The 20743-nt window shown below is 31.8% G+C and carries 24 protein-coding genes and 1 pseudogene; 14 read left to right on the top strand and 11 right to left on the bottom strand.

Going from position 1 to position 20743, the window contains the following annotated elements:
• The first annotated feature begins 1 nt into the window (after nucleotide 1).
• Together DL91_RS06520 and DL91_RS06515 are read left to right on the top strand one after the other, a co-directional pair.
• Nucleotides 2-508 carry a hypothetical protein gene (locus DL91_RS06520; RefSeq protein WP_231551420.1) on the top strand — a complete coding sequence of 169 codons (507 nt, stop codon included), beginning with the start codon at nucleotides 2-4 and terminating at the stop codon, nucleotides 506-508.
• Nucleotides 509-669: 161 nt separating this feature from the next.
• The gene (locus DL91_RS06515) at nucleotides 670-1155 is read left to right on the top strand and encodes a transcription factor (RefSeq protein ID WP_048190757.1); all 486 of its coding nucleotides are present in this window, start codon (nucleotides 670-672) and stop codon (nucleotides 1153-1155) included.
• 182 nt (nucleotides 1156-1337) lie between these two features.
• Here DL91_RS06515 and DL91_RS06510 read toward each other — a convergent pair whose 3' ends face one another.
• Entirely contained in the window at nucleotides 1338-1556 is a 219-nt protein-coding gene (locus DL91_RS06510) for a hypothetical protein (protein WP_048190756.1), read from the bottom strand.
• A 503-nt stretch (nucleotides 1557-2059) separates the two neighbouring features.
• Here DL91_RS06510 and DL91_RS14210 point away from each other — a divergent pair.
• From DL91_RS14210 to DL91_RS06500, 3 genes and pseudogenes are all read left to right on the top strand, one after another.
• Nucleotides 2060-2809: pseudogene (locus DL91_RS14210) on the top strand (amino acid permease).
• Nucleotides 2766-3458, top strand: coding sequence for an amino acid permease (locus tag DL91_RS14200; protein ID WP_231551417.1), 693 nt, complete (start codon nucleotides 2766-2768; stop codon nucleotides 3456-3458). Before DL91_RS14210 ends, DL91_RS14200 begins: the two are co-directional and overlap by 44 nt.
• A 165-nt stretch (nucleotides 3459-3623) precedes the next feature.
• Nucleotides 3624-4013, top strand: coding sequence for a response regulator (locus tag DL91_RS06500; RefSeq protein ID WP_052374260.1), 390 nt, complete (start codon nucleotides 3624-3626; stop codon nucleotides 4011-4013).
• A 640-nt stretch (nucleotides 4014-4653) separates the two neighbouring features.
• Here DL91_RS06500 and DL91_RS06495 read toward each other — a convergent pair.
• The 4 genes from DL91_RS06495 to DL91_RS06485 all read right to left on the bottom strand — a co-directional run bounded on the left by DL91_RS06495 (nucleotide 4654) and on the right by DL91_RS06485 (nucleotide 7613).
• Complete coding sequence (locus tag DL91_RS06495) at nucleotides 4654-4962, bottom strand: hypothetical protein (protein ID WP_048190755.1); 309 nt, start codon at nucleotides 4960-4962, stop codon at nucleotides 4654-4656.
• A gap of 725 nt (nucleotides 4963-5687) precedes the next feature.
• Nucleotides 5688-5843: a peptidoglycan-binding protein gene (locus tag DL91_RS13585; RefSeq protein ID WP_156096037.1), complete on the bottom strand. Its 156-nt coding sequence runs from the start codon at nucleotides 5841-5843 to the stop codon at nucleotides 5688-5690.
• A gap of 643 nt (nucleotides 5844-6486) precedes the next feature.
• Nucleotides 6487-7188, bottom strand: coding sequence for a tyrosine-type recombinase/integrase (locus tag DL91_RS06490; RefSeq protein ID WP_048190754.1), 702 nt, complete (start codon nucleotides 7186-7188; stop codon nucleotides 6487-6489).
• An 8-nt stretch (nucleotides 7189-7196) separates the two neighbouring features.
• On the bottom strand, nucleotides 7197-7613 hold the full coding sequence (locus tag DL91_RS06485; RefSeq protein ID WP_048190753.1) for a phage integrase N-terminal SAM-like domain-containing protein: 417 nt from the start codon (nucleotides 7611-7613) through the stop codon (nucleotides 7197-7199).
• Between the two features lie 244 nt (nucleotides 7614-7857).
• Here DL91_RS06485 and DL91_RS06480 point away from each other — a divergent pair, with 244 nt between their 5' ends.
• Nucleotides 7858-9123: a methanogen output domain 1-containing protein gene (locus tag DL91_RS06480; protein ID WP_048190752.1), complete on the top strand. Its 1266-nt coding sequence runs from the start codon at nucleotides 7858-7860 to the stop codon at nucleotides 9121-9123.
• 91 nt (nucleotides 9124-9214) lie between these two features.
• Nucleotides 9215-9904: an ATPase domain-containing protein gene (locus DL91_RS06475; RefSeq protein ID WP_048190751.1), complete on the top strand. Its 690-nt coding sequence runs from the start codon at nucleotides 9215-9217 to the stop codon at nucleotides 9902-9904.
• A 157-nt stretch (nucleotides 9905-10061) separates the two neighbouring features.
• On the opposite strand, the gene DL91_RS06470 is transcribed toward DL91_RS06475, so the two are convergent.
• The 3 genes from DL91_RS06470 to DL91_RS12890 all read right to left on the bottom strand — a co-directional run bounded on the left by DL91_RS06470 (nucleotide 10062) and on the right by DL91_RS12890 (nucleotide 11861).
• Nucleotides 10062-11087, bottom strand: coding sequence for a M42 family metallopeptidase (locus tag DL91_RS06470; protein WP_048190750.1), 1026 nt, complete (start codon nucleotides 11085-11087; stop codon nucleotides 10062-10064).
• Between the two features lie 67 nt (nucleotides 11088-11154).
• Nucleotides 11155-11388 (bottom strand): hypothetical protein, encoded by a 234-nt coding sequence (locus tag DL91_RS06465; protein ID WP_048190749.1) that lies wholly within the window; start codon nucleotides 11386-11388, stop codon nucleotides 11155-11157.
• Nucleotides 11389-11429: 41 nt separating this feature from the next.
• Nucleotides 11430-11861 (bottom strand): class III signal peptide-containing protein, encoded by a 432-nt coding sequence (locus DL91_RS12890; protein WP_081882626.1) that lies wholly within the window; start codon nucleotides 11859-11861, stop codon nucleotides 11430-11432.
• Between the two features lie 306 nt (nucleotides 11862-12167).
• Here DL91_RS12890 and DL91_RS06455 point away from each other — a divergent pair, with 306 nt between their 5' ends.
• From DL91_RS06455 to DL91_RS06425, 7 genes are all read left to right on the top strand, one after another.
• Nucleotides 12168-13073, top strand: coding sequence for a hypothetical protein (locus DL91_RS06455; protein WP_156096036.1), 906 nt, complete (start codon nucleotides 12168-12170; stop codon nucleotides 13071-13073).
• A 13-nt stretch (nucleotides 13074-13086) separates the two neighbouring features.
• Nucleotides 13087-15183, top strand: a complete 2097-nt coding sequence (locus DL91_RS06450) for a hypothetical protein (protein WP_048190747.1) — start codon at nucleotides 13087-13089, stop codon at nucleotides 15181-15183.
• A gap of 12 nt (nucleotides 15184-15195) precedes the next feature.
• The gene (locus DL91_RS06445) at nucleotides 15196-16311 is read left to right on the top strand and encodes a hypothetical protein (protein ID WP_048190746.1); all 1116 of its coding nucleotides are present in this window, start codon (nucleotides 15196-15198) and stop codon (nucleotides 16309-16311) included.
• 7 nt (nucleotides 16312-16318) lie between these two features.
• On the top strand, nucleotides 16319-16753 hold the full coding sequence (locus tag DL91_RS06440; RefSeq protein ID WP_048190745.1) for a hypothetical protein: 435 nt from the start codon (nucleotides 16319-16321) through the stop codon (nucleotides 16751-16753).
• A gap of 46 nt (nucleotides 16754-16799) precedes the next feature.
• Entirely contained in the window at nucleotides 16800-17207 is a 408-nt protein-coding gene (locus DL91_RS06435) for a hypothetical protein (RefSeq protein WP_048190744.1), read from the top strand.
• A 105-nt stretch (nucleotides 17208-17312) separates the two neighbouring features.
• Nucleotides 17313-18116: a hypothetical protein gene (locus DL91_RS06430; RefSeq protein ID WP_048190743.1), complete on the top strand. Its 804-nt coding sequence runs from the start codon at nucleotides 17313-17315 to the stop codon at nucleotides 18114-18116.
• A 103-nt stretch (nucleotides 18117-18219) separates the two neighbouring features.
• Nucleotides 18220-18900 (top strand): TIGR00289 family protein, encoded by a 681-nt coding sequence (locus DL91_RS06425; RefSeq protein WP_048190742.1) that lies wholly within the window; start codon nucleotides 18220-18222, stop codon nucleotides 18898-18900.
• A gap of 58 nt (nucleotides 18901-18958) precedes the next feature.
• Here the strand turns inward: DL91_RS06425 and DL91_RS06420 are convergent, their stop codons facing one another.
• Genes DL91_RS06420 through DL91_RS06410 form a run of 3 tightly spaced genes read right to left on the bottom strand, consistent with a single transcriptional unit; the run spans nucleotide 18959 to nucleotide 20635 of the window.
• Nucleotides 18959-19333, bottom strand: a complete 375-nt coding sequence (locus tag DL91_RS06420) for an RNA-binding domain-containing protein (protein WP_048190741.1) — start codon at nucleotides 19331-19333, stop codon at nucleotides 18959-18961.
• Nucleotides 19278-19886 carry an AAA family ATPase gene (locus DL91_RS06415; protein ID WP_048190740.1) on the bottom strand — a complete coding sequence of 203 codons (609 nt, stop codon included), beginning with the start codon at nucleotides 19884-19886 and terminating at the stop codon, nucleotides 19278-19280. The genes DL91_RS06420 and DL91_RS06415 overlap by 56 nt, the downstream gene beginning before the upstream one ends.
• On the bottom strand, nucleotides 19883-20635 hold the full coding sequence (locus tag DL91_RS06410) for a 4-phosphopantoate--beta-alanine ligase (protein ID WP_048192561.1): 753 nt from the start codon (nucleotides 20633-20635) through the stop codon (nucleotides 19883-19885). Before DL91_RS06410 ends, DL91_RS06415 begins: the two co-directional genes overlap by 4 nt.
• Nucleotides 20636-20743: the final 108 nt, after the last annotated feature.

Raw genomic sequence — 20743 nt, 5'->3', positions numbered from 1 at the left:
TTTGGAGGAATTATATATCAACGGGTCCAATGAAAGAGTGCAGATCATTGAAAAAATGTTGACCTACAAGATTTCCCTTGAAAATAGTCATGGAGATCTTGAGGAAGAACTGAATAAACATTACAATCAGATCAATAAATCTTCCACCGATGATTTGAATGGATTTAAAGATGTTGAGCATATAAGCTATGAAAATCCATACGAAGCTTATTTGATAACCCAAATTAAAATTGTTGAGATTTTACCTCCTGTAATAGCAGAATATATTCATAAATTGAATGTTGGAGAAGATATTGACCAAGTTCTAGAATTATTTGAAATAGATGTTTTCCATATTAAAAGAGATATTTACAGTGATTTAAGTGAATGGGAAATCCTTCTTGACCATATTACCGAAGAAAGGATTTCAGAGATCATTTGTAATCCCAAGGGACATGGTGATCTGATACTTAAGGAAATTATATGGATAAAAAAATATGAAGAAAAGCTGTTAAAAAAGGGAAAGTGATCTCCAAATCTATTGTAAATTTTTGTTATCAATTTCATATCTAAATATTAATTTAAATATTATAATTTAAAAACAAAGTTTATATTCTAATTTAATAAATTAACTATAATTTTCATTTGTTTGGGTTATATGGATTTTTATATTGTGGGAGTATGATAATAATGTTAAATGATCCGATTGTTCTTGAAATTTTAATGGATATAACAGACGATGAAAAATGTAGCATTCCAATTATTGAATGCATGTTAGAGGGTAAAACTTCTGCCGAAGAAATTTCAGAAGAAACTGAAATAGTCTTGACTTTAGTGAGGAAAGTTCTCTATAAAATGAACGATGCATGTGTTATTTCCTACACAAAGACTAAAGATCCTAAGACAAAATGGGAAATTTATAGCTGGAAATTTGAAGAAGATAAGGTCTATGATCTCATAACAAAAAAATATGATAAATTATCCGAACAAATTGAAAAATCTGTTAAGTATGAAGAAGAAAATATGTTTTTTGTATGTAATAATGGACATCGTTATGTATTTGAAAAAGCATCTGAAGACAACTTCATATGTCCAAAATGCAAATGTTCACTTGAATATCAAGAGAATTCAGCTGTAATAGAAGAACTATTAAAAGAAAAGGCTGCAGTGATTTAATAAATCATAAGAAAATGATAAATAATAATGATTTAAAGTGAATTTGAATTATTTATCCCGAATAGATGCCAATCTACTTGTAACCATAGTTTTGCTATTAAAAGATCATTATCAGTATCATCGGATTTTACTATTGTAGTTTCAATTAATTTAAGTAGATTTTCTAATTCTCTGTTTTACAGTTACTTGCTTTTTTTAAGAGATCTTTTGATTTTTTTTGGTTTTCTTGTAGTTTGTTTTCCGAGGATTTTCTGAATTTCATGAATAATCATGTCCTTTATTGCTTCAATATTAGATATAAATTGTTCTAAAGATTCTTCTAATTCTTCTGGTTTATCGTTTATCTCATTCAACATTTCTTTATTAATCCTTCTGTTCTCACTTGGTTTTCGTAATTTCATGAATGACACGTTCCCATTTTTTAGAATTAGGATAATGGAGGTAGTTGAAGCAAGTACTAAGTACTGACTTCAACAATTGGCATGATAATGGAATTGATTATAGTCCATAAAATCAAACTCCATCTTATTAATATTTGTTTTAATAAATATTTAAATATATCCAATATATGGTATAATTAATGATTAATTTACATTTTATTACATTTTCATACATAATTATGTGATTATTTTAAATAGAGCAGATTTAATTAAGAATTATTTCCTATTAATCCACTAAAAGGAAAACTTCCAATATATCCTTATTTTAAGTTCAAAACTTTAAAATCGATATTTAATCACAATAAATTTATAACTACTTGATTTTAACATTCTTTTTAGGAAGTTTTATTTAAAGAAAAACTAAAAAAGGAATAGGGGGTTTGGATGAACAAAAGTTATAGGTGTATTAATTCTGTTTTTTTATTTAATATCTACCTGTATCGTAATTCATCCAAATTTATTATATGGATCGAAAAATATTTCGGAAAAAATCAATAAATGAACTTCTTGAAATCACAGAAGACAAAAAGGGACTTAAACGTGTTTTAGGTACTCCTGCACTTCTACTCATGGGTATTGGTGCAATTATTGGTGCTGGAATATTCATACTTACAGGAATTGCATCTGCATTCTATGCTGGCCCAGCTATTATTATATCCTTTTTAATTGCTGGTGTTGCCTGTTTATTCACTGCACTTTGCTATGCAGAATTTGCATCCATGATTCCTATAGCCGGCAGTGCATACACCTACAGTTATGTAACCTTGGGAGAATTGCTGGCTTGGATTATTGGGTGGGATCTTATTTTAGAATATCTGGTGATTGTGGCTACTGTTGCAGTTGGTTGGTCGGGTTACCTAGTAAATATTTTCACATCATTGGGGTTAATTCTACCTGCACAATTAATAAATCCACCTGGAGTTGAAGGCGGGCTAATAAATATTCCCGCAGTGTTAATTATAGTCGGTATAACATGGCTTTTAATTCGAGGAGTAAAACAGAGTTCCTAGGTTAATACAGTTATTGTAATAATTAAACTATCTGTAATCTTGTTGTTCATTTCCATTGGTGTTAATTATATAAATCCTGCTAATTATCATCCTTTCCTTCCCTATGGTTGGAGCGGAGTATTTAAAGGTGCTGCAATCATATTCTTTGCTTATATAGGTTTTGACGCCATTACAACAGCTGCTGAAGAGGTTAAAGATTCCTAAAAAAACTTTTCCCATTGCAATTCTAGGATCTCTACTTATAAGTTCCATCCTCTATATTGCTGTTTCAGGAGTTTTAGATGGTGTTCTTCCATATTATGTGTTCAAACAAACTGCTGCTCCTGTTGCATTTGCATTAAATCAGTTAGGGATTCATTGGGCAGATATAGTGATATCAATAGGGGCTTTGTGTGGAATAACTTCTGTTCTTCTGGTAAGCTTTTTCGGTCAAAGTAGAGTATTTTTCGCAATGTCAAGGGATGGTTTACTTCCTGAATTTTTTTCAAGATTACATAAAGATTTTAGAACACCTACGAATGGAACAATAATTGTTGGTATTTTTGCATCTGTGCTAGCAGCATTTCTACCAATTACTGAATTAGCTGAATTGGTGAATATTGGTACCCTAGCAGCCTTCATTATAGTATCAGCAGCAATAATTATACTTAGAAAACAAAAACCTGAATTAAAACGTCCATTTAAAACTCCATTAGTTCCAGTAATTCCTATTTTAGCAATTGTTTCCTGTTTTTTCCTGGTTACACAACTACCGTCCATAACTCATATTAGATTTATTTTGTGGCTCATAATTGGTTTGTTTATTTATTACTTTTATGGTAGAAAAAATAGTCTTCTAAGTGGGAATAAATGAAGTTAATATTGTAGGAATACAATTTGTACCATTATCTATAGTGGAATTGTTAAGGAATTGAATTCTTCATCTATTTTCTGTTATTGTACATATTCCTAATTCTACAGAAAAATATATTACTTATATTCTCTATAAATAATAATAAGAAGTTTTTCGGGGAAGAAAATGAAAAAACAAATCATCAAAATTCTATTGATTGAGGACAATCCTGGTGATACAAAATCTATAATAGAAATGTTAAAAGACGCTGATGATAACCGTTATGAAGTTGTACATACCACCAGGCTCGATGACGGAATAAAAATTATTGTAAGGGATGATTTTGACTTAATTCTATTGGATCTAGGCCTACCCGATAGTGAAGGAATGGGCACTTTTAATATTATGAAATATAATGCCCCAGATATACCTATAATAGTTCTTACTGGACTTAAGGAGGATATATTCGCTGTAAGTACAGTTGGTAGGGGTGCTCAGGATTATCTTGTTAAAGATGAAATTGACAGTAAGCTACTGGCCACTTCCATTGATAATGCTATGAATAGTAAGAAATAATTTATTAATATCATTAATCCTATTTACAAAATAATTTTTTCTGTATTTCTGTTTTTCAAATTATTATTATTTTTAGTTTAGATTTTGCAAAAAAATAGATAGAATTTAAAAATATTATAAACGATCATTTACCAATTATTTTCGAATTACAAATAATTGATATTCAATAAATTTTTTTGATTCATTAATTATTAAAAATAAAGTTCCAAATTTTTTAATTATTATTGAACTTTAAACTTCCATGAACAATACAAAAAAATCTCTATTTTAAAAATCAACTAATACCAATATATGGATCATTACATGTATACTATGCAGTTCAAATATGATAGTTTCTCATAATTTAAAATCACTGAACATTGAAACAGACCTTATTTGTTCAATTAAGCAGAATACACAGGGTTAAAATAAATAATCCAGGTACATAATTAAATTATTTAATTTTAATCACATTGTAACAAATTTGATTTTTTTTCAAACTTTTTATTAAACTTAAAATACCTCAATAAATAATTAAAATTAAAAACTAGAAAATTGCTATAAAATAAATAGTTGCTCTACTAAATTGCCTCAAAATTATTGTCCCATCAAGATAAGAACAAAACATAGTAATAAAGAATAATAAAAAAGAATCAAATGTTTATCCAGATTCATTTATAAAATCAAAATAGTCATCACCTAAATATTTTAATAATTCTTCCGCTGGTTGATTAAACCAATCTTCAAGTTCTGCTACCTGTTGTGGGTTTAAATTATAATGATTATTTAAAAAAGTGTAATGTAAAGGAATTAAATCACGTATTTTCTTATCACTCTTTTTGTAAATTGGGTCTTCTAATTGTAATAAAAGAAATCCTGTGTTTAGCTCTTGAAACAAAGGTTTACTCGATAATTTTTTAAATTCAACTGTTAATCCTTTAAATGTTTTTGTTACTTTAATATCAATCATATTGATTCCACCTACATGAATTATATTCTACCAGTTATTTGATCATATCTCTATTAAATTATTGTAAATAATCTTTACTTCCCAAATGTAAATTAAAGTTGGATTACCCAAAAGATAGCATAATAATTTAATATATTTCATGTATTTAACTCCATCAACTAAACAATTTTAGCCATTTGATTGATAAAAAAAATCTACTTCGTTATAGGTTAATATATATAGCTATGTGGTCAGTAAATAATCGACTTCGTTATAGGACCCTATAACGAACTAAAAATATTACCTTAATAATTATTTATTATTATTTTTTATAGAGAAGTATTTATATCCATATGGTCGAGTCAAATTACTTCATGAAGCCAGGAGCAAAATAAGTATTGAGTGATACAATAATAAATTATAAATTATAGTTTTAATTGAGTATTCTTGGGGGGGGATTCTATTAGATTATTTGATCTGTGATAAATGTGAGGGGTATTATGAACTTCAATCTGGAGAGTCTCCTAATGATTTTGATCTCTCATGTGATTGTGGCGGGGAATTAAAGTTTCATAATATGTCTAATGAGTATTCAAATAAGAATAATGAATCAAAAAGAGAAAGTATAGATATTGGTAAGGGGTTTGCTGAAAAAAAGAGCTCTCGGTATAACAGCTTTTTTATCATTGGGGGAGTTATTGGTTTAATTGGACTTGTTGGTATTATTATAACTCCATTTTCTCTAATTATTCTCTTATTAGGATCCGGATTGCTTTTACTGTGTCTCGTGTTACTGGACCGTAAAATCCATCTGTTTTTATTCCTAATTTCTTTTGTAATGTTTTTATGTTCTCGGTTTCTGTACTTCCCATTTTTAAGACTGTTTTATCTGTTATTGACACGTTTTTTCCTCCTTGTATAAACTAAGACAAAAATTTAAATAAAAAAAAATAAGCCCTAAATATAAGCATTAAAATACAATAAAACCCATATTTAAAAAGAGAATTGTTCGGGGTTCATATGAACATCAAATAGATATAATAAATAGCGGTGGGGGAATGTACACTTCATTTTTTTTAACATATTACCGTCTCCAAAGTAATTGTTAAAAAATAAGAATTACATCCTCCTATCCCTTATTTTAATTAAAATAATAAACAAAATTTCAAGTACAACATTCACCCAATATAATAAATAGGGCAGGGGTTGTCTACCTCAGTTTTTTGCTCAAAAAAACTCTATCTCTTAATATTTTTGTGTCCATGAAATTTGATAAAATCCCCTCCCTGCCCGCCTTCTAATTATAAAAAATTTGTAAATAAAATAAACCAAATTATCAAATAGAACATTCACTCTATCTAATAAATAGGAGTATGGGATGGTGTTTTCTTCTCTAATTTTTTATCAATTCTCCCACGAATTGGACCCCCAAAAAATGTGGAAAATACCTCCCTACTCCTCATTAAAAATAATTTAAATTAATAATTGTGAGTTTTAATATACCATATTATTTACTAGAGAGCATTTGAGAATAAAAAAAAGTAGTTAAGGTAACTTATTATATTCATCCTTTTCTTCGTGAAGCTTTAATAATTCTTCATATTTCTTTTCCAGGCTATCTAAACGTTTTTTATCTTCACTGTCGATATCATGAACCTTTACTTTTACATTTTCTATTGATAATTCTTCGATACATTGCATATATTGTTCTTTTAAACTTGTTATATCAGGTTTGATATAAGCATCTGTAACTGCATCTACCTTATGAGTCATTAAACGGTCTATTGTGAGCTGTTGAAGTCCCACTCTTCCAAGTGTAGTTCCAAAATATTTTCGTAGTGCATGTGACCTTAATTTATTTTGTTTATAAGGTTTTCCTAATCCACATTTCTTATTTAAATAATCAAAATATCCCATAAATGCTCTAGAACTTATAGGTTTATCCTTGTATCTTCCACTTCTAAAAAGAAATCTATTGAGAGTTTTTGGTGGTTCTGATTTTAGATATTCAATTATTTTTTCAAGACTTTCAGGAGAACTGAATGTGAAAAATTTTGTATTTGTTTTTATGGCTGTAATTCTCCAGGTTGGAATTATAATTTCACTGGTTTCTTCTAATAAATCAATAACTTCATCTACACTAACAAATCTCTTTTTAGGTATCTTGATATAATCCTTTAAGGAGGTTAAAAAGTCACTGTATTTTAGAGCACGAATATCTGATGATCGCATACCTGAAGACAACATTAATAGAATTACACTTTGATATTTATATTAGAATAAGATAATGCTAATTTGAGATCATCTCTTGTAGGCAGATCTTCAATTCCCTCTTTATATACAATTTTTTTAGTTCTGGATCTTGGAAGTTCTATGTCAAAATCTGAATAAAAAAATCTTACTACTGTTAGTCTGGTTGAGATTGTCCTGGGACTTAAATCTCTTTCTGAGAGGTGATCCTTGTAATCTAGTAAATATTTTTTTATGGATCTATTTCTCATTCGGATACGTTCATCCTCTTCACTTTCGGCTTCAGTTATCCATTCAGATGGTGTTTTATTTAGGAAGTTACTATAATCTTTTATAATCTGTGAATATAGTTCAATTGTTCCAGATTTCACATCTCTATTTTGGATAAATATTTTAAACAAATCGTCTATATATATATCCATAAACAATGTTTGTTCCAATATTAATATATTAATGGGGAAAAATATATTGTGTAGTAATTTAAAGTAAATAGAATAAATATTGAATTGGACAAAGTATACTCCATAGAATAATGATTGTAGCAATAAAAAGTTAATTAAATAATTAAACGTCAATTGAATCTATAGAAATATAATAATTTATTATATCCTATTTATTTGATAATAAGAGGGCTAAGTCGTATATATATCAAAGAAAGGTAATATCATGTCGAATGTAAAAATTCTCGTTGTTGAAGATGAAAGCATTGTTGCAATGGATATTAAACACCGAGCCGAAGGTCTTGGTTATTCAGTTACAGGAATAACCCCATCTGGAGAAGGTGCCATTCAGAAAGCAGCAGAAACTCTGCCAGATCTTGTGCTTATGGATATTGTACTTAAAGGAGATATGGATGGAGTAGAAGCTGCCCAAAAAATACGAGACAGTTTAGATATTCCAGTTGTGTATTTAACAGCATATTCCGACGAAAAAACATTGAAAAGAGCCAAGGTAACAGAGCCATTTGGATACATAATCAAACCATTCGAAGATAGAGAACTTCACAGTGCAGTTGAGGTAGCTCTTTACAAACATAAAATGGAAAGTAAACTTAAAGAAAGTGAAAAATGGCTTTCAACCACCCTTGAAAGTATTGGTGATGCAGTAATTGCAACAGATGAAAATGGTAAGATCAAGTTCATGAACCCTGTTTCAATGGATATCACAGGATGGGGAGAAGGCGAAGCAATGGGAAAAAATCTCAACGAAGTTTTCAATATCACCAAAGAAGGAAGTGGAGCACCAATTGATAATCCCGTTAGCAAAGTAATTGACAGCAATCAAATAATAGATCTTAAAGAACCAACAATTCTATTAACCAAAGATAATAAAAAGGTTCCAATTGACGACAGCACTGCACCCATAAGGGATAAAGCAGGAAATATAATAGGTGTAGCACTTGTTTTTAGAGATATTACTGAAAGAAGAAAAGCAGAAAAAGAAAGGGAAGAACTTTTGAAGGAAAAAGCAAGAGGAGAACTTTCAAGTTTTGTTGTAAGTGCATTGCCTGTTTTCGCCTCAAGCATACCTCCACAAGTGAGGAATAATATTGCAAAGAGTTTTGCAGACAGTTTTGAAAGGAATATGAAACCCAAATTTGATGAAGAATTTATCAAATGTATTGGAAATTCTGTAACCAATGACATATTATTCAACTGCTACATTGATTGGCTGGCTGATTTTTTATTTAACTTGGGTATAAGCACCGAGAAAACTGTTGAAAAGGATAAAAGTTATTTCAAATTCAATAACTGTCCATGGCTAACAGAAGCAGGATCAAGTCCAATGTTCTGTCTGATATGCCGTGCAATGGTTATGAGAAGTTTCACATGGACTTCTATTAGGGGCAGTGTTGAACAAACAACATGCATGGCAGATGGAGGAAGTAAATGTGACTTTGAATTTAAATTTTCATTGGATCAAAAGGGTTAATAGAATTATAAATTATTATAACACTTAAAATTGATTAAATTTAATAGATATTAAGATTATTAATAATCTAACGTTTAAGGGAGGGTTATTCTTGGAAAGGTTAAAAAGTGGGATAGATGGAATTGACGATATAACTGGTGGTTTTCCAATTGGGAGATCAATGCTTGTGACAGGGGATGCAGGTTCGGGTAAGACAATTTTTGCTCTTCAGTTTGCAAAGAGCAGCTGTAAACAAGGATTTAAAACTGTTTACATAACAACTGAAGAAGATGCATCAGACCTTTATACACAGGGAGAATCATTTAATTGGGATCTTAAAACATTTACAGATAATGATATCTTAAGTTTTACTGAACTTGCAGGTATAAGGGCAAAAGTTACAGAAGCTGAGATGAGCATTGATATAGGTGCTATGAAGGGTAACTTCTCAAAATTTATTAATGAACTTCCTGAAGATACTCAAACAGTTATCATAGATAACATAGGTAGTTACACAGCTAAATTAACACCCTATGAATTCAGAGACCGTTTTGACCTCTTGATTTATGAACTTAAAAAACGGAACATCACAGCACTTGTAGTACTTGACAGTGCAACATCAAGCGAGTTTAATGAAATAGCTCTATTCTCTGTTTATGGTGCATTAAAATTAATGAAACGTGAAAATCCATATACTGGCCGCCGAGAACGTGTTATGGATATAGTTAAGATGAGAAGTACCAAAACACCAACACAGTTTATTAGTTATGAAATAAATTCAAATGGAATTATCATGATATAAAAATTATTAAAAAGAATTAATACAATCCTATTTTAATAAAATAAATATAGTACAGGGTGTTTTGAATTATATACATTTCACTCTTTTATCTTAAAATTAGAATTTATAAAAAAATATTAATTAAAATAATAGTGGAAGAAAGAAATTAAATAAATAATTAAATTCTTTCTAAAACTGCTAAAATTAGTTTTACTGCATTTTCAACGTCTTCCATTGCAACTACACTCACAGGGGTATGTATATAACGTGTTGGTGGAGATATAACTCCTGTTGGTATACCTTCTCTTGTAAGATGGATTGCAGTTGCATCTGTTGTTCCACCTTCGCTTACTTCTAGCTGGTATGGTATTTCCTCTTCATCTGCAACACTTATTAGAAGTTCTTTAATTTTTGGATGTGTAATGAGTCCCCTACCACTTGCATCTGTTAGTATTATTCCTGGACCTTTACCAGTCTTTGCAGGAGCATCTTCTTCTTTTATTCCAGGATGATCTCCGGCTATTGTAACATCGAGTGCCAGAGCCATATCTGGATTTAATTTAAATGCAGCGGTCTTTGCACCTTTTAGTCCAACTTCTTCTTGAACAGTTCCAACACCATATATGGTTGCATCGCTCTCAGCTTTTTTCATAACCTCGACTAAAACTGCACATCCTATCCTGTTATCAAGAGCTTTGCCTTTGTATAGTTTACCAAGTTTAGTGAACTCCTGTTTGATTGTTATAGGATCCCCCAGTTTCACTATATTCTCTGCTTCTTCCTTGTCAGAAACACCAATATCAATGAACATATTCTCGTAATCAATTACCTTTTTCCTTTCAGCTTCTTTCATTCTATGAGGTGGTTTTGAACCAATAACTCCTGTAATGATACCATTGGAAGTGTGTATGCTTACTTCCTGGTTTAAAAGCATTTGATCATTTATTCCACCAATTTTTGAAAATTTAATAAATCCATTTTTATCAATGTAACGGATCATTAACCCTATTTCATCCATGTGGGCTGCAAGCATTATCTTTTTGCCATCTGGTTTACCATTGCGAGTTGCAATCAAGTTACCAAGTTGATCAATATCAATTTTATCAACACTATCCTTTAGCTCGTTGATCATTATATCTCTAACTTCATCTTCAAATCCTGAGACCCCAGGAGCATCTGCAAGTTTTTTTAATAGATCCTTCATAGTTTTACTTCCTTTAAATTGATTAATTAAAATAATATAAGTTAAATAAAATAATAGTGAATTTAATTTATCTCTTCAATGATTTTAAGAGTATCAACAAACCTATAAGTATTATAATAATTGGTCCAGCTTGTTGTTGAATAAATGTTAATGGGATCAAACCCACATTCACACCATACCATACTGCCCCAAGTATAATAAAAATCAAACTGATGTAAATACCCCAAACATTTATATTTCTTTTTTTAGGATTATTTCTTCTAATATCTTCAGGTTTATTAACTTCAATATTTTCCTTCATAAAATTCATCCCCATAATACAATATTATAAAATTATTAATTTTAAGCCAATGTTATAAAGTACCGATGAGTTGTGCCACCCGAAGTGGTACTTGTTGTAACAATTACGGTTGTGCTGTTACTTGAAATATTAGTAAATCCTGAAGAAGTAAAGGATTTAATGATGCTACTAAAAATAGCACCACCTTGATCACCAACAGGCCTTGAAAAGTGTATTACAACATTTATATCCGAACCTCTGGTAGTACCATTTGTCATACTTACAGAAGTAACTCTAATGGGCGATTGGCTACTGTTGGTTAATACAATGTTTGCAGAAGCATTCGCAGCTCCTAATTGAGCAGCTGTTGCAACATTATTCTGTTCGTTTTCGTTGGTTATTATTAATGAAAATACAAGTACTATTGTAAGTACAATTGCCACCAACAGAATGTACTCCACAGATATTTGTGCTCGTTGATCCATTTTAACCATTCTCTTATTTTCTTCTAACTATTATAACAGGATTATAATAATATAGGCTGATTATAGTAATAAAGATTATTCCTAATTAATGAATGAGTTTTAATCTGGTATATTTTTTGCTATTTTTTTTATATTGGTTTAAATTTTTAAAATTATCCTTAATTAGTTTTAATTTTTCAATTTTTAGTGTTGATTAAACTTTTTTATAATAGGAAGTTTCTTTAATTATATTATTTTATACAAAGGTATATGTATATAGTTGTGATAAAATAATTTATGTATATTCATGGTAATATTTGGGGAGGGGGAATAAATTTGGGAGTTTTATCAAATGATTCAAGAGGATTTGCAATTTCTCTTGATCTTCTACTTGCTCTAATACCAATTACACTTTTACTTGGGTTTGTAGCTGCAGATATGGATAATATTCTCTTTCAAATTGAGGATACAGTTTTCAGGAGTTCAATGGATCGAACTGCTGGAGATGCAGTAAACACTTTAGTTGCAACCTCTGGTGATCCTAATAATTGGGAAAATACCGGAAACCCGAGTATAGTAGGACTTGCACAGTATGATACTTCTAAAGGGGCGCCCGATGAAGGACTGTTAGATCCTGTGAAGTTGGGATCTGTAACAGAAGGACAGGTTCAAGGTTTAGTTGGAAATAATTACAATTTTTACTTGAACATTACAACCATAAATAAAACTGGAACCCGCCAAGTAGTCAAAACCCTCGGAAACTCATCTTTTGGAAATGCTAAAGATGTTGTTAAGGTTGAAAGGATTGTACAAGCATCTAAATTTAAGGTTGTCTCATCCTTAATTGGACAGATCAGATATACTGGAGGTACAAGATCCTTTAACATACCATCATTCCCAACTAGTTTCAATTCAAATCAAACCTTTGATTACTGGATTTTGATTGCTAACAATGCAGGATTTACAGGTGCAACAGTTAGTGTTAACAATTTTGCAATTAATTTCACATCAGCAAACATCAATAACCCCGCTCTAATTAATTCAGGTTTTCTAAAGTTAAATGCTTCAAATCCTACATTATTTACCAATAATACAGTATCAATGAATGGTACAGGTCCTTTCCCAAGTTCAATGGATATTTACATAGTTCAAACTCCTAAGGGAACAAGTTCAGGAGATATTAATACTAACACAGTTGTGCCTAAAAATTGTACATTTGATTTTTATCTATGGTTAAAATAAAATAAGTGATATAATGGACGAAAAAGGATTTATATTCACAACAGATGCTATTCTGGCTTTGGTGGTCATGATAGTACTTACAGGTTCAATTGTTACCTATGGTCTTCTTCCAATATATCAAGGAGAAAATCATCAGCATCTAGAAGCACTTGCGGACAGTGCACTAGAAACAATGGAACAAAGCGGTGCATTGCGTGAAGCCGCTGTAGAATATTCAAATGGAAACTCTACAGGCGCTGAAACAACATTGAGATCTTCACTTGATGTGGTTATTCCAGATAATGTCGGTTATAAATTAACCATGTCAGATAATGCACCAGTACAAGATGATAATGGGGTTTTATCCGCCAATGATGTGGCAACCAAGGTTAAAGTAATATCCGGACCTCAGGAAGGATGGATGGGACGAGCATATTATAAACAAGATGAAGTTGAATTCCAAGATATTAACAGTACAGCTGTAACTACTCTCTGGAACTTCCATAATTACCTTAAAAATTTTGGACCTTGGAGCAGTGGATTGAACACATATAAATATTGGGGCGGATCAAATTCTAACCCTCAAAGCCCTAAAAATATAACATTTAATATACCGGGTCCTGTTAACAGTGCTAAATTTTTGTTGGGGGGTGCTGCAGGAAGTGGTCAGACAAAAATATATAGTGCTGATACTATTATAAACCAAATTAATCATAACGTCATACTGAACTCTAGTTTTCTTTATATTTACACGAGTTCTGGTCAAGGCCCAATCTACAACTACCAAAAGAACCTGAATGTTTCAACTTTAAACAGCGGAAAAAACAACTTTTATGTACAGTTTATAAATGCAACCAACACTCAGAACATGCCATGGTTTTCAATATTAGGTAATTATTCCACAACTATCCATGTTCCAAAAGGAATTGCGAACACCACTATACCATTTTCAGATATAGCTGGAGTTGGAAGGCCAGGACCGGGAAACACAGGTATACTTTACAATTTGGATTCAGGGACCACATCCGCCACCCCGGGAAGATCAATCACTTGGTCGCAATTAGAAGATGATTTTACTTATCCAACTAATACTCCATTTGAACTCAGAAATATGCCTACTGATATCAATCCTAAAATCCCAACTGGATCAGCAGTTGCTTCAGTTCAAGATATAAACATCCCTCCAGGTAACCGTCTTTTTGATGCGTATACAGTTGTTAATGCGTTTGGAGCAGAGGATGGTGCCATTGTTCAAGTTCAAGATTCAACCGGAACAATTACCACTGTTTTTGCCTCTTTTATTAATACATCAAGGACCGATGGAGGGTATGGTTTCGTTCCAGGAATTATTAACATTCAACCATATCTTAAGGTAGGAAACAATAAAGTAAGGATAATAACATGGGACAATGTTCCAGGTAATGATTATGATTTAGTAGGACTCGAAAGTTGTTATTCAACTATCACATATAGTAAATTCCCTATAAGATGGGATACATTCCCATTTGCAAATCACCAAAATACAAGCAGCGGTACAGTAACTACAGAAACCCAAACAAACACTTTCAGAATAGATAGCGATGCTCAAAGTGCATTATTATTTGTTGGAGTTGGTACCGCTACCAGAAATATTCAGGTTACTATTCGAAACAGTACAGGTGCCACATCTACATTATATCCTACTACTTCGCCTGTTCCATATTCTATAAATCTTGGAGACCTTGATGCAGCTGCAACTCAACCAACTCATATTATAACTTCAATAGTAGGAAATGGTTCATCGTTAAAACCTGGAAATTACTCTCTGACAATAAAAGTAACACCTTCACTTGCTTATGAATCCGGTGATGGTGCTAGCAGTCCTCATCCTTATGGATCCACTGGAGATCCATCGATTTTTTCAGGTACTAGGATTAGTGTTATATATCCTAAGTTCCTTCAAAATGTATGGGCAACAGGATTTGCAAACAATCCTTCAGATGCAGCATCTAATGCAAAAGCTAATTTAATACAAACATTAAATGAAGCAGGTTACACAAATATTGATCAGAATTTAATAAGGAATACTACACTCTACTCTGGAGATGTGCCAAACGCTGTTCCAGTAAGACTTGAATTATGGACACAATAGGAAATTGATAATATGGACGATAAAGGATACGCCTTTACACCACTTGCGGTTTTACTTTTCATACCCGTTATCATACTTGCTGTTTCATTCAGCGGTATAGTAAATGAAGTTAACTCATTATCAGCAATTGTTATAGGTGGTGATGTAACAGCAACTGTGGCATCTAATGTAGTGGAAGCAATAAAAGAGGATACAGCAGATGCAGGTAGAAATTCAGCATTTATGGCTACTAGAACAGTTATAGATAGTTATAATCTTAACAATAATCCATTTTTTGGTACATCACCAACAACAGACAGCAGAAATTTTGTTAAAAGCCGTACACTCCAGCTTATTAATCAGAATATGACCAATACTTGCAGAGAACTGGAAAAACAAACTGGAAGAACTATTGTCATTAATAGTGTAACAATAGATCCCAATGGAACAGACTCTGCAACTATCTTCCAGGCAGCAAATATGAATATTGTTGAGAGTGATCCATATGGATTTAACATAACTTTAACATCTGTACCAGTTAGAGTTATACAAAATTCAAACACTAACAATCAATCATTTGACTTTAGTACACCACCAATGAATGTTTATGTTTCAATTGAAAAACTCGAGGATCCTTACATATGGGTAAATACATATGGACATAACAGCAGTGTAATTTATAAATATCCTTATTATACACCACCATCCAGTATTATTGCAGGTAATCCTGCAGATTCATACCATTTTGCAGATAAGGTTTCTAGCGGTAAACTACAATTTTTAAATCAAACATTAGTTGGTGCAAATTCCAGCATGGGAATAATGCCCTATTACTTCCCTGATACACATGGACTTTCATTCTTCGACAGACTGGAAAACAGAACAAATAACACTTCAGGCAGTCCTACCAGTGCTAGAATGAGTACATTTATTCTTTGGAACCCTAATTTCGAAAATATACCTGGCTACACACCATCATATTTAGACCATGAATACTTTTTAGGAATAAATGGAACCAGAATAACAACAACTCATAGCGGAGTAGTAACACCTGTTACAGATCCAACAGCTAATCCAACAGGTAACACTTTTTACCTTTCAGACACTTATAAAGGAATTCTAGGACTAGTAAACAATTATGACTATTAGGTGAAATATGTTTTCAGATGATAAAGGACAGGCCAGTGCAGAATTTATATTGATAACCATTATTGTAATCATAGTTATAGGTGGTTTATTAAGTGTAATTTCTAGTAATCAAGATAAAACCCTTACTGGAGATGTTGGAGGAGCTAGGGTCATGGGTGAAAAAATTGCTGAAACAGTTAACACAGTTTATATAAATGGAAATGGATATTCAATAGATCTTGACCTTAGAACTTTAAACCAAACATTATCCTCACCTACTGCCCCATTTACCATGACAGCCACAATTAGTAACACCGGAGGATTTGGGGTTGTTAGTGTTGCTACAGCCGGAAATAATGTAAATGTAAATCTTATTCCCAAAAGGTTCAATGGCACACTCACACTCAACAACAAAAATCTTTACCATATTAAAAATGTGAATGGAACAATTCAAATAAGTTAAAATCAACTACCAATGGAATATATATAGAAGATCTACAAGTGTTAATATGGATTTAAAAGACGGGTGGGAAAAAAAAGCACTAATTGGTGTTGGGGTTGTTGTACTTGTAATAATTGTCTACGCATATTTTGTACCATTTTCTGGAACTCCTGATAATATAACACCTAATAACCCTACAAGTCCTAGTCCTGTTGTTCCAGTGCAATATTCTATGCCTGCATCTAATAATTCAAATTCCAATAGTTCAACAAATGTAAATAATTCAGCGTCCATTATAAATATTACAAGAACTGCCTACCCCGATTACACAATAGGTACACCTGCCTATCAAAATAGTGTTAGCGTTAATGGAACCCCCTATAACAATGTGTGGGTTGTACCAATAACCAAACCTAACAATCCTTCCATAACTGTATACGTGGATTATACAGGAAGAATAGTCTTAAGAGTTTGATAAATAAGAATACAAAATTATGTCTAAAATTAGCAGAAATTTTTTTATAAACAACCAACTACTACATTGACAACTATTATTAGGTATAAGATCAGAGATTAGAACATGGAACCACTTGCAGTTATATTAATGATAGGACTATTTATATTGGTATTAGTCTTCATATTTTCAACAGCTCTTTTAACGCCTTTAATTGGTAAAAAAAATCTTATATTTGTAATTGCCTTAGGATTTACTGTAGGAGCGGTAGGTGGTGCTTTTTTTATAGCTCCAGTATTCGACGACATTCCTGATATGGCAAGGTCAGTGTACATGGTTACAACAACAGGAACCGATGTTATTGGATTAAATGTTTCAACAGATTTAAATGTAACCAACTTCATTGAAAATACCAAAAAAATTGATGGTGTACAAAGTGTTCAGAGTGATGGAATAACCCTGAAAACAAGCTATATTTCGGATGACTGGAAAAGTACTTTTCTAAATAGAATACCTGAAATTAACGAAAATATAACTTCAGTTCAGATACCAGCAAACGACACCATGATAATTCAGGTAAAAAATAATACAGATCCCCAAGAGGTAATAAATAACCTGGAAAAATGGATGCTGTATGTAAGTGGTGGAACTATAAGATACAGTATTGTACGAGTAACGTTGAATGTTGATGCACCAAAGCTTGATAAAGTAATTTCACAAATTCCACAGGGAGATGTGATAATTACAGATGTAAATGGACCTACAGAAAAAAATGTCCAGGCATTGAAGGATATACTGCCAAACAAATCAAATGTAGTATTATTCTGCGGTTTCTTGGGAATGATAACCGGACTTGCAGGATTATTTATTGACAGTATTGTAAACGTTTTCAATGGTATTCGTGAAAGAATTATAAAACTAAAAAAATAATTAACTTTTTTATCTTTTTATTAACCCCTAAATTAATTTATTAAAATAATTTACAAATTAACCCAAAGTTTTTCTTAAAATAAAAGAAGGAGTGTAAATAATTATGGATGCAGCTGTACTTTTCTCAGGAGGTAAAGATAGTACAATGGCAGTTTATAAAGCCATTGAAGAAGGGTATCATGTTAAATATCTTGTTACAATGATCTCTGAGAACTCTGAGTCTTACATGTTCCATGTTGCAAGTATACATATAACAGAACTGTCATCAGAATCAATGGAAATTCCACTCATTGTTGCTAAAACCCTTGGTGAGAAAGAAAAGGAACTCGATGATTTAAAAAAGGTTCTAATAGAATTGAAAAATAAAGGTGTTAAAGCAATATTTGCAGGTGCACTGGCATCAGAGTATCAGAAATCAAGAATTGATATTTTATGCCATGAAATTGGACTAGAATCACATGCACCTCTTTGGCACAGAGATCCCAAGGAGTACATGGAAGAGATCATAGAATTAGGTTTTGAAGTTATACTCACAAGTGTATCAGCAGAAGGTCTTGATGAGTCTTGGCTTGGCAGACATGTTGACAGTGAACTTTTAGAGGATATTATTGTTTTAAACAGAAAATATGGTATGCACATGGCATTTGAAGGTGGAGAAGCTGAAACACTTGTTCTAGACTGTCCAATTTTCAAAAAAAGGATAAAAATTCTTGAATCATCTAATGTATGGGACAGAGATAACGGCCACCTTTTAATTACCAAGGCAATACTTGTTGATAAGTAAAACCCTTAATTATTCATTTAATATATAATAATAAATTTAAATGGATTAAAATTATATTTTATTTTTTAGTCATCCACTCAATGAAAGCTGTTTCATTGTCTGTTTCAATGGTTACATCTATTTCGCCCAGCGCTGACATTTTCCTATCAACTATGTTGGGAATTGAAACAAAAGCTGCTTGTTTACTCAATGAAAAGGTTATTTTACCTGTTTCAGCCCCATTTATAAACATTCTCTCTGTTGTGTCCCGTATTTTCCTTTCTTTCAGAGAATCTCTTAGTGGTATAAGAGAATCATTTTCTCCTGTAACAACAACATAACCCTCCCCAATTTCAAGTTCATCAAATTTAAATATGTTTGAAATGGCTGTTATAACCTTATCCAGATCTTCTGTTGGATTTACCCTTGCCTTTGCTGTCATTTTGCATTTCATTTTCAAGTATACTCCTTACTATACCTTTAATTTTCTTTATTGGACCTTCATTAATAATCATATAATCTGCTGTTGCAATTACATTACCTATTCCAAAGCTGAGTTCCCTTTTATCTCTAAGCAAAAATTCAGATTTTTCCTTTGAATCATCAGGACGTTTTCTTCTTTTCAAACGTTTAAATCTGGTTTTGGGAGTTGAATGAACTGCTATAACCTTGAAGTTCTTAAAATTTTTTTTGAATATCTCAACTTCATACTGGCTTCTAATACCCTCTATCATAAATATCTTGGATTTAGCCATGATTTTATTTTTGTAACTGTCTTTGGGGTTAAAATATTTATTTATAGTTTCAACACAACGTTCAGCAACTACAAATTCTCCGTATTCTTTACGAAGTTCAACAGCCACATCTCCAGTTTTTTCGCCTCTTCTTTTGGCTTCATCCCTTATAACATCACCCATACAAATAATGGGTATACCCAATTTTTTGGCCACACGTGAAACAACACCTTTTCCAGATCCTGGAAGTCCTGTTACTCCAATAACCTTCATTGTTCTACACCGGTGTACTTTTTTGAAATTTTTGCTAGTGATTCCTGTATATTTTCGTTGTTGTTGAAGCTTTCTACTATTTGATGTAGGGTTGAAGGATCAGCATCCTTGAGTCCCTGAACTGCTTCTATTAAATTAGGTATTGCCCTCACTATATTATCTACAATTGTTATACTTGCAGTTTTAGCAGTCCTTGAAAGTGGATTAAGGTCGATAGTAATTAGGAGTTTTCCAAGTTTCACAAGTGCTTCAGCCCTATCACCATCCTCAAGTGGTACAAGAACAACATCTGCAATGTAAATTCCCTCCTTACTAGAACTTGATCTAGGGCCTTCAAGACCATTAATGGATGCCTTTTCTTCGTGATCAGTGCCTAAAATATTTTCAGCACTAGCATCCTTAAAAACCTTCTCTATGGCACAAATTCTTTCGGGTGTTCTGTAAAATAGGTTGATCTCAATTTTTGAGGGTATTTCCTTTGCAAGCTTAACAATCTCTCCAGGTACCAGAGCAGTAGTGTTACCATTAACACTTATAACAGGATTTTCAGCAAGAATAAGTGCTGCTGCCGCTGCATGCACTGCTTTTTTAGCATTACTGGATGTTTTTTCACCCAGGAGATAATCAAATGCTTCCCCTCGCCCATGTGCTATCATTCCGGAGTCAGCAAGTATTCCCCTTTTATAGGCATCAACAACCAGGGCCCTTAATTTCAATGATTCATATCTCGGATGATCCTTGTGTATCATACATTTAGATTGTTTTGATTTCATGGTATATATTCATTTTCAGAGTAGTAATCCCAATAAAAATGTATATTATTAATTCTATTTTAAAACAAAAAATAATAATAAAAA

The sequence above is a fragment of the Methanobacterium sp. SMA-27 genome (assembly GCF_000744455.1).
GTDB lineage: Archaea > Methanobacteriota > Methanobacteria > Methanobacteriales > Methanobacteriaceae > Methanobacterium_B.
This window is presented reverse-complemented; position numbering and strand designations above follow the sequence as displayed.

Excerpts from the sequence above, each read along its gene's own strand:
- DL91_RS06515 (WP_048190757.1), top strand. The coding sequence starts at position 670 with ATGTTAAATGATCCGATTGTTCTTGAAATTTTAATGGATATAACAGAC.
- DL91_RS06510 (WP_048190756.1), bottom strand. The coding sequence starts at position 1,556 with ATGAAATTACGAAAACCAAGTGAGAACAGAAGGATTAATAAAGAAATG.
- DL91_RS06500 (WP_052374260.1), top strand. The coding sequence starts at position 3,624 with ATGAAAAAACAAATCATCAAAATTCTATTGATTGAGGACAATCCTGGT.
- DL91_RS06495 (WP_048190755.1), bottom strand. The coding sequence starts at position 4,962 with ATGATTGATATTAAAGTAACAAAAACATTTAAAGGATTAACAGTTGAA.
- DL91_RS06490 (WP_048190754.1), bottom strand. The coding sequence starts at position 7,188 with ATGTTGTCTTCAGGTATGCGATCATCAGATATTCGTGCTCTAAAATAC.
- DL91_RS06485 (WP_048190753.1), bottom strand. The coding sequence starts at position 7,613 with ATGGATATATATATAGACGATTTGTTTAAAATATTTATCCAAAATAGA.
- DL91_RS06480 (WP_048190752.1), top strand. The coding sequence starts at position 7,858 with ATGTCGAATGTAAAAATTCTCGTTGTTGAAGATGAAAGCATTGTTGCA.
- DL91_RS06470 (WP_048190750.1), bottom strand. The coding sequence starts at position 11,087 with ATGAAGGATCTATTAAAAAAACTTGCAGATGCTCCTGGGGTCTCAGGA.
- DL91_RS06465 (WP_048190749.1), bottom strand. The coding sequence starts at position 11,388 with ATGAAGGAAAATATTGAAGTTAATAAACCTGAAGATATTAGAAGAAAT.
- DL91_RS12890 (WP_081882626.1), bottom strand. The coding sequence starts at position 11,861 with ATGGTTAAAATGGATCAACGAGCACAAATATCTGTGGAGTACATTCTG.
- DL91_RS06450 (WP_048190747.1), top strand. The coding sequence starts at position 13,087 with ATGGACGAAAAAGGATTTATATTCACAACAGATGCTATTCTGGCTTTG.
- DL91_RS06445 (WP_048190746.1), top strand. The coding sequence starts at position 15,196 with ATGGACGATAAAGGATACGCCTTTACACCACTTGCGGTTTTACTTTTC.
- DL91_RS06440 (WP_048190745.1), top strand. The coding sequence starts at position 16,319 with ATGTTTTCAGATGATAAAGGACAGGCCAGTGCAGAATTTATATTGATA.
- DL91_RS06435 (WP_048190744.1), top strand. The coding sequence starts at position 16,800 with ATGGATTTAAAAGACGGGTGGGAAAAAAAAGCACTAATTGGTGTTGGG.
- DL91_RS06430 (WP_048190743.1), top strand. The coding sequence starts at position 17,313 with ATGGAACCACTTGCAGTTATATTAATGATAGGACTATTTATATTGGTA.
- DL91_RS06425 (WP_048190742.1), top strand. The coding sequence starts at position 18,220 with ATGGATGCAGCTGTACTTTTCTCAGGAGGTAAAGATAGTACAATGGCA.
- DL91_RS06420 (WP_048190741.1), bottom strand. The coding sequence starts at position 19,333 with ATGAAATGCAAAATGACAGCAAAGGCAAGGGTAAATCCAACAGAAGAT.
- DL91_RS06415 (WP_048190740.1), bottom strand. The coding sequence starts at position 19,886 with ATGAAGGTTATTGGAGTAACAGGACTTCCAGGATCTGGAAAAGGTGTT.
- DL91_RS06410 (WP_048192561.1), bottom strand. The coding sequence starts at position 20,635 with ATGATACACAAGGATCATCCGAGATATGAATCATTGAAATTAAGGGCC.